General features: G+C 61.2%; 4 protein-coding genes and 1 pseudogene. 3 read left to right on the top strand and 2 right to left on the bottom strand.

The window, feature by feature from the left end:
- Positions 1-216: 216 nt before the first annotated feature.
- Positions 217-596, top strand: a pseudogene (locus PROAA_RS19360) (transposase); the annotation flags it as partial.
- Between the two features lie 78 nt (positions 597-674).
- Here the strand turns inward: PROAA_RS19360 and PROAA_RS04180 are convergent.
- Both PROAA_RS04180 and PROAA_RS04175 read right to left on the bottom strand, forming a co-directional pair.
- Entirely contained in the window at positions 675-3,092 is a 2,418-nt protein-coding gene (locus tag PROAA_RS04180; protein ID WP_186410132.1) for a beta strand repeat-containing protein, read from the bottom strand.
- A 169-nt stretch (positions 3,093-3,261) separates the two neighbouring features.
- Positions 3,262-3,504 carry a hypothetical protein gene (locus tag PROAA_RS04175; protein ID WP_186410131.1) on the bottom strand — a complete coding sequence of 81 codons (243 nt, stop codon included), beginning with the start codon at positions 3,502-3,504 and terminating at the stop codon, positions 3,262-3,264.
- Between the two features lie 289 nt (positions 3,505-3,793).
- Between PROAA_RS04175 and hrpA the strand changes: the two genes are divergently transcribed.
- Both hrpA and PROAA_RS04165 read left to right on the top strand, forming a co-directional pair.
- A complete protein-coding gene (gene hrpA / locus PROAA_RS04170) occupies positions 3,794-7,501 on the top strand; it encodes an ATP-dependent RNA helicase HrpA (RefSeq protein ID WP_245664151.1) in 3,708 nt (1,235 codons plus the stop codon).
- 19 nt (positions 7,502-7,520) lie between these two features.
- Positions 7,521-8,063 (top strand): EI24 domain-containing protein (locus tag PROAA_RS04165; protein ID WP_186410130.1); only part of this gene is annotated, 543 nt, incomplete at its 3' end.

Below are 8,063 nucleotides of genomic sequence, written 5' to 3'. Positions count from 1 at the left end.
GGCAGAGTGTCGCCGTGACCATTTTTATCCGATTTCACCCATTCAGTCCGTCCGCGCTGGAAACGCCGATCGATTGCCACTGACTGTGCTGCGCCTTCCCTGTTGTTCTTCCATCAATTGAAACGTGAATCCGACTACGCGGAATGCCTGGACGTCGACCAGCGAGGTTTGCGCTCCGTGGCGCGTGCCATGCGCCACGGCATCGGCGGCGAATGCCAAGGAGCGTTCTGGTCTACCACCTACGAGGGTGGGATCAACGCGGAGTTGTTCGCCGAACTGCTCAAGAAAATGATGAAATACCGCAAGAAGCCTGTCCCCTCGTGCTGGATAGTCTGCCGGCACACAAGACGGCGTTACTGAAGCAATACGTCACGCCCACCGAAGGCCGTTCGACCCTGCACTTCCTGCCCGGCTACGCCCCGGGCTTGAGTCCAGACGAATTGGTGTGGCGTCATGTCAAACGTACCGGCACCGCGAGGCGGCCATTGAAAAAAGGTGAGAGGCTGCGCGACAAGTCCGAGGAGCAGCTTGCTGCGCTCCAGAAATTGCCACTCCTGGTTCGCTCATTCTTCAACGCCCCTTCTGTCGCCTATATTGGCGACTGCCGAGTAACGCGTGGCAAGCGCTATAAGACCTCGGCCAGGCACGACACCGGCGCTATGACTGGGTCGGGGTCAGCGTGCGCCAACCGTACGCAAGCCACGACGGTATTGCATCGACAGCATGCCAAGCAGTGCCAGCACCAGCAATGCGAGAGTTCCCGGCTCGGGAACCTGGCCACGGGTGAGCGACAGGCGATAGATCTCGACGCCCTGGTCCACCACTACGCCGTACGAGGCGGCGTAGCCCGACGCCAGGCCCGTCAGGTTGACCACGTCGAAGTCACCGCTGATGCCGTCGAGCAGGGACGATACGATCAGATCGAAATGCACGACGCCAAGCAACGGAAACAGCGCGAGACCCAGGTCGATATTGAGCAGTCCGTCCAGCTCCGCGGTGCCGACGTCGAAGGCGCCGTACTCACTCACCCGGGCGAGGCCGTCGATTGCGAAATTCAGGGACGAGCCGATGTCGAGGCGGAGCAGGTTATCGACATCCACCAGGCTGCGCTCGACGCTGACCGCGCCGTCGCCGAATAACGTACCATTGTTGGAGCTTTGCCCGACTCGCATCACGGCCCCATGCACGCGCAGAGTGCTGTCGGTCAGTTCGAGCACGCCTGCGCCGCCCTGGTACTGCGGGCCGATGATGGCGTTGCCGCCGACGTCCATGGTGCTGTTCTGCAGCGAGAGCTTGCCGGACATCGGTGCCGACGAGGGCGAATTGGAGGCGCCCACACCAAGATTTGTGCCAACGGTGACCGCGGCATTGGCGATAGTGGCTTGCCCCTGGGAGCCGGTATGTAAGCCGACCACGAACTGTTCAGCGATCGTGACCCCCGTTTCGTTCACATCGATGCGGCCATTCGCACCGTTCCCGGTGCCGACGAACAAATTCGAAAGGGCCATCGAGCCGCCGGTCGCCTCGACCACGCCGAGCGCCGTCGTCGGTGCCGTGTCCAAGATACTGCTGAACACATTACCGACCCGCAGCAAGGGGTCTCCGGTGACGGCCACGTTGTCGAGCGTCAGCTTGCCATCGGCGTGCACCGGAACGGTCGACGCGTCCGCCACCGACAAACCGATGTTGTTCGCGTCACCCACGCTCAGCAGCGACGTAAAGGGGACGGTCGGGCCGACCGGCTGAAAGGCGAGCGTGCTGTTGCGCAATACCACCTCACCCTTGCCCATCGGGGCCACCGTACCAACAATCGCTCCGGTGGCTTTGCGTGCCGCGCCCACCTCGAACGTGGCGGCACTGCCCATCGTGATGTCGCCGCCACTGACCTCCAGGCTGCCGATGCCCTTGCCGAACCCCTGCGCCCGACCGACCCGGATGTCGCCGAAGTTTTCTACATTGCCGCCGGTAACCTTGACCGTGCCGGTGGCGATGCCGCCCAGGCCGATCAGCTCGTTGTTGTTGGGCACGCCCTGCGAAACACCGATCTGCAACGAGCCGGGGCTGGTCGACGACGCGACGAGGCCGCCGCTGCCGACGTTCAGCACGCCGTCGGCCTGCACGCTGCCGTTCACGACCGTGCCGATGATCGTTCCGACCCGGTAGGTCGTGTAGCCACTGCCGCCGGCAATGGTGGCCTGCCCGTTCGCCGTGCCCAGGCCAATGTTGTTGACCAACTGTGAGGCGTCGACGCTGCCGATTTCAAAGAGCCCGAAAGACGCACCCACCTTGTCGACCTGCGTGCCTGCGAGGTTCGCCACGCCGATGGCGCTGCCGCCGGACTGGGACGACAACGAGCCCACCAGGAAGCTGTCGGTCACCCGAAGCGTTCCGCTGCCCTGCGTCAGCGACAGCGTGCCGTTGGCGGTGCCGCCGTTGTCCGCGCGCCCGATCAACACCGACCTCAGCGCGTTGACCGAGGTATCGATCGCCTGCGCCGTGACCGCGCCGGTCGCCGACCCACTCTTGGTCGCACCACCGCTCGCCATGCCGATAAAGAGATTGGGGTTGGATGCTGCGTTGCCGAGCAAGATGCTGCCATTGGCAATGTTGATCGTCCCGTTGGCAATGCCGTCCGAGGCGACGTTCTGTCCGACGGTCACGCCGAATGGGAAGAACCCCGACGGCAGCAGGTTGCCATTGCTGATGGTCAGGCTGCCGGTGGCGACGGCACCGACACCCGCGGTAGTGGTCTGGCCGACAACGGGTATGTCGGTCACCACATCCCCACTGCTTACGACGACCGAACCGGTGGCCGATGGGGTGGCGCCGGAAAGCGTCCCGATGAAAAGTCTGTTGGCGGCGATGCCGGCAGCAGCGTTGGCCGTTCCGCCGTTGTTTACCGAGGCGATGTCGCCGGAGGTGGGAACCTGAGTTGGGTTCCACTGAGATGGATCGAACCAGTCACCAGTTGTACCACTCCAGGTGACCGGAATGGCATGGGCAGCCAGCGATCCGACCATGAGCGCTGCACCAGCAGCAAAGCGAATGGGCCGGCATGTGGTCAACCGGGCGTTCGATAAGCAGGTATTCATGGGTCGCTACCTCCATAAAGTTTCGGCGGCATCGATTTGGCGCTTGTCCCGATCAGCTATGCACGAACCGCTTTTTCGGAGAGCAAAGTCGGTCGTGCAACACGAATCGCGGTATCGAACCAAACCAGCGTAGAAGGTGCGAGTTTTGTACCATGCAAAGTGTTGGATTCTAAATCAACGGCTTAAGCGTCCTGTGCGCGAGCGCCTTGACGACTGGTGTAAAGAAATCCGACAGCGTCAGACGCGGAGTTTCTGATGGGAGAGGTCGAAATCGCGCCGGGTCGCCATCGATGTCGACGGTCCGGCACAGGCGAGCGTTCATGGCGTTGCTTAGGGTGGCGATTGCCAACAGCAGAAAGACCGCAATGCAGGCTGGTAGAATGGGGTCGTGCCCATTTTTATCCGATTTCACCCATTCAGCCCATCCGCGCTGGAAACGCCGATCGATTGCCACTGCCTGTGCTGCGCCTTCCCTGTTGTTCTTCCATCAATTGAAACGTGAATCCGACTACGCGGACTGCCTGGCCGTCGACCAGCGAGGTTTGCGCTCCATGGCGCGCAACATGCGCCACGCCTTCGGCAAGAAGGCGCGACGATTTGCAGACCGAACACGACAGGCTTCTTGAGAAATCGCGTGCGGCCGTCCTGGTCCGTCGTGATCAGTCTGCCCAAACCCGAGTTCGCCGACGATTTGCCGATCAATGCCCGCCGTGGCGAGATTGCCTGCGCTGATCGAAAAGCATCCGGTAGTGATCGTCTGCGGTGAAACGGGTTCGGGCAAGACGACGCAGATCCCCAAGATATGTCTTGAACTGGGCCGGGGAATTACCGGCCTGATCGGTCATACGCAGCCGCGTCGCATCGCCGCCCGCGCCACCGCGGCGCGGATTGCGCAGGAACTGAACAGCGAGCTCGGCGCGCTGGTCGGCTACAAGATCCGTTTTTCCGACCGCACCTCGAAAGATGCCTACGTCAAGCTGATGACCGACGGCATATTGTTGGCCGAAACGCAGGGCGACCCATGGCTCGGGCAGTATGACACCTTGATTCTCGACGAGGCGCACGAGCGCAGCCTGAACATCGATTTTCTGCTCGGCTATGTCAAGCAACTGCTGCCCCGGCGTCCCGATCTGAAGCTCATCGTCACGTCGGCAACGATCGATGCCGAGCGCTTTTCGAAGCACTTCGACAATGCTCCGGTGATCGAGGTTTCGGGCCGCATGTATCCGGTCGAAATTCGTTATCGTCCGGTGCAGAACGAAGAGGCGGAAAAGGAAGGCGAGCGCGATCTCTACGACGCCATCGTAGATGCTTGCGACGAACTGAGCCGAGGTGGTGGCATTGATCACGGCGGCGACGTGTTGGTTTTCCTGCCGGGCGAACGCGAGATTCGCGAGGCGGCCGAAGCACTCAGAAAACACCACCCGCCGCATACGGAAATCCTGCCGCTCTTCGCCCGTCTGTCGGCCGAGGAGCAGTCGCGAATCTTCAAGCCGCATACCGGGCGCCGAATTGTGCTGGCGACCAACGTTGCCGAAACCTCGCTGACCGTGCCGGGCATCCGTTTCGTTGTCGATACGGGGCTGGCGCGGATCAAGCGCTATTCCTACCGCAACAAGGTCGAGCAATTGCAGATCGAGAAGATCGCCCAGGCGTCGGCCAACCAGCGTTCCGGCCGATGCGGGCGCGTCGCCGCCGGCGTTTGCATTCGCCTGTATGACGAGCAGGAGTTCGGCCTGCGTCCGCCGTATGCCGATCCGGAGATTCTTCGCTCCTCGCTGGCAGGCGTGATCCTGCGCATGAAGGCTTTGCGCATCGGCGATGTCGAGAGTTTCCCGTTCATCGAAGCACCGCCGCCCAAGGCAATCAGTGACGGCTACCAGCTCCTGCTCGAACTTGGCGCGGTGGCTGACGATCGCGCGCTGACACCGATCGGGCAGGAGCTGGCGAAGATGCCGCTTGATCCGCGCGTGGCGCGCATGATCGTTGCCGCGCGAGAAGAGGGCTGTCTGCGCGAGATGCTGGTGATCGCCGCCGCACTGACCGTTCAGGATCCGCGCGAGCGGCCGCAGGAACGCCAGGGATCGGCCGACGCCGCACACCAACAATTTGCCGACCAGAAATCCGAATTCCTTTCCTGGCTCAAGTTGTGGAATTGGTACGAGGGCGCGGTAGAACACAAGAAATCGCAGCGCAAGCTGGTTCAGGCTTGCCACGAAAACTTTCTCTCGGCTTTGCGCATGCGCGAGTGGCGCGACATCCACAAGCAGTTGCATGGCCTCGCAGCCGAACACGACTGGAAGGAGAATCAGATTCCAGCCACCTACGAGGCGATCCACCGCGCACTGCTCGCCGGCCTGCTGGGCAATATCGGCTGCAAGTCGGAGGATTCGGCACACTACCTTGGCGCGCGCGGGATGAAGTTCCTGATCCATCCCGGCTCGGCGCTCAACAAGAAAGCCGGCAAGTGGATCGCCGCTGCTGAAATCACCGAAACGACCAAGCTCTTCGCCCGCTGCGTGGCGCGCATCGAACCGCAATGGCTGGAGACGGTCGGTGCGCACCTGATCAAGCGCGGCTGGTTCGATCCGCATTGGGAAAAGAAGGCGATGCAGGTCGTCGCCTTCGAGCGATCGACGCTCTACGGCATTGTCGTCAATCCGAAGAAGCGCGTGAATTTCGGTCCGCTGAATCCGCAGGAGGCGCGCGAAATCTTCATCCGCCAGGGGCTGGTTGCCGGGGAAATTGCCGAAGAGTATGCCCGGCGCTGGAAGTTCTTCACGCACAACCACCAATTGATGCTCGACATTGAAACGCTCGAGCACAAATCGCGGCGTCCGGACGTGCTGGTGGACGATGAGCTGATATTCGCCTTCTACGATCAGATCATCCCCGAGGGTCTGAGCAACGGTGCCGAGTTCGATACCTGGCGGCGCGAGGCAGAGCGCGAGAATCCGAGGTTGCTCTATTTGCAGCGCGAAGATTTGATGCGCCATGAGGCGGCCGGAATTACTACCGAAGCTTTCCCGCATCAGATCAGACTGGGTGGGGTTGAGTTTGCGCTCACTTACCAGTTTGAGCCCGGCAGCCCGCGTGATGGTGTGACGCTGACGGTGCCGCTGGCGCAGCTCAACCAGATTCCGGCAGTGCAGTGCGAGTGGTTGGTGCCGGGCCTGCTCAAGGAAAAGGTCATTCAGCTGGTCAAAACGCTGCCGCAGAAGATACGCTCCAAGCTGGTTCCTGTGCCAGAATTCGCCGCTGAATTCGTGGTTGCCGTGCCACCTTCGGGAAAATCATTGGTGTCGTCGTTGATCCACTACATCCTGCAATCACGCGGGCTCAATGCGCGCGGATGGGAGATTACGCCGGATGCTTTCCGTCCCGATGCGCTGCCGGCGCATTTCAGTTTCAATTTCAAGCTGGTTGACGAGCATGACCGCCAGCTCGGCATGAGCCGCAGCCTGAGCGATTTGCGGGGTGAGTGGGGCGGCAAGGCCAAACAGGAGTTTTCCGAGCTGCATGAAACACCCTCCGAGTATTCGGGGATGACCGACTGGAGTTTCGGCGAGCTTGCCGAAGTGATGGAAGTCGAAATGGCTGGCGGCGGCAGCGGGCAAACGGTACTCGGTTATCCCGGTCTTTCGGACGACGGCGACAGCGTTTCACTGTGCGTTTTCGATTCACCTGAGGAAGCGCGCGAAGCGCATGCGACTGGCCTCCTCCGGCTGTTCATGCTGCAGTTTCCCGACCAGCTCAAGTACTTCGAGAAGAACCTGCCGGGGCTGACGCAAATGGCCATGGTCTACATGCCGCTTGGTTCACTCGACGATCTGCGCCGGCAGTTGATCGAGCTCACCTTCGTGCGTGCCTGCATGGCCGAACCATGGCCGACCGATGCAGAGGGTTTCAGGCGGCGCTGTAGCGAGGCGAAAACGCGGCTGGGACTGCTGGCGCAGGAAATCTGCCGGCTGGTCGGGCAGATACTGGCCGACTGGCAATCGTTGCAAAAGAGATTGACGGCGTTTCGGAGCCATGCCGTCGCGTTGCAGGATGTCGAGAAACAACTTGGCCGCCTGATCGGCAAGCGCTTCGTCGCCGAGACACCCTTCGAGCGACTGCAGCACTATCCACGTTATCTCATGGCCATCACGCGGCGACTTGAAAAGTTGAAGGCGGGCGGTGCACAAGGTGAACTGCGCGATTCGCGCCTGATGGCTGAATATGCGCCGCTATGGACGAATTACGAACGACGTGCCATCGTACTGGCGAAGCAGGGTGTAAGCAATCCGCAAGTCGAGCAGTTCCGGTGGATGCTTGAAGAGCTGCGCGTGCAGCTCTTCGCGCAGGAGTTGCGCACACCGGCGCCCGTATCGAGCAAGCGGCTTCAGAAAATGTGGGAGGGATTGTGAGAATAGGGAGGGAAGCGGTATGCCTGAAGTGATTCTGGCGCTACGGCGAAGTTTGGTGACGCTCGGCCAGGGTCGCGTCTGGCTCTATTTCTTCGGGCCGGCGATCGTTGCCTTGCTAATCATGATCGGCCTCTCCGTTTTTTTGCTCGACTACCTGATCGCCAGTCTTGTCGAACAGCCACCGATGAGCTGGATCGCGTCCTGGGGTGCGTTCTGGCTGGCCAAACTGTTGGCTGCTCTCGGTGGTTGGTTGTTGATTCTCTCCGCCAGCTACTTGATCGCCATGCTGCTGACCGCCGTCGTCGTACTGCCGCTATTGCTCAATCGTCTCTCCACGACTGACTATCCTGAACTCGCGCGGATGGGTAGTGACAGCGTAGCGGCGGCGACCTGGAACAGCATTGGGGCGGCCGTGCTGTTCATCATCGGCTGGCTGGTGACCTTACCTCTGTGGCTGGTGCCGGGGCTTGGGCTGATTCTTCCGTTTTTCTGGATGGCCTGGCTTAACCGTCGCACCTTTGCCTATGATTCGCTGGCGGCCCATGCCACGAATGACGAATGG

Source organism: Candidatus Propionivibrio aalborgensis (assembly GCF_900089945.1).
Lineage (GTDB): Bacteria > Pseudomonadota > Gammaproteobacteria > Burkholderiales > Rhodocyclaceae > Propionivibrio > Propionivibrio aalborgensis.
This window is presented reverse-complemented; position numbering and strand designations above follow the sequence as displayed.

What these genes read in the sequence shown, in the direction of transcription:
- PROAA_RS04180 (WP_186410132.1), bottom strand. Translation starts at nt 3,092, where the DNA reads ATGAATACCTGCTTATCGAACGCCCGGTTGACCACATGCCGGCCCATT.
- hrpA (WP_245664151.1), top strand. Translation starts at nt 3,794, where the DNA reads ATGCCCGCCGTGGCGAGATTGCCTGCGCTGATCGAAAAGCATCCGGTA.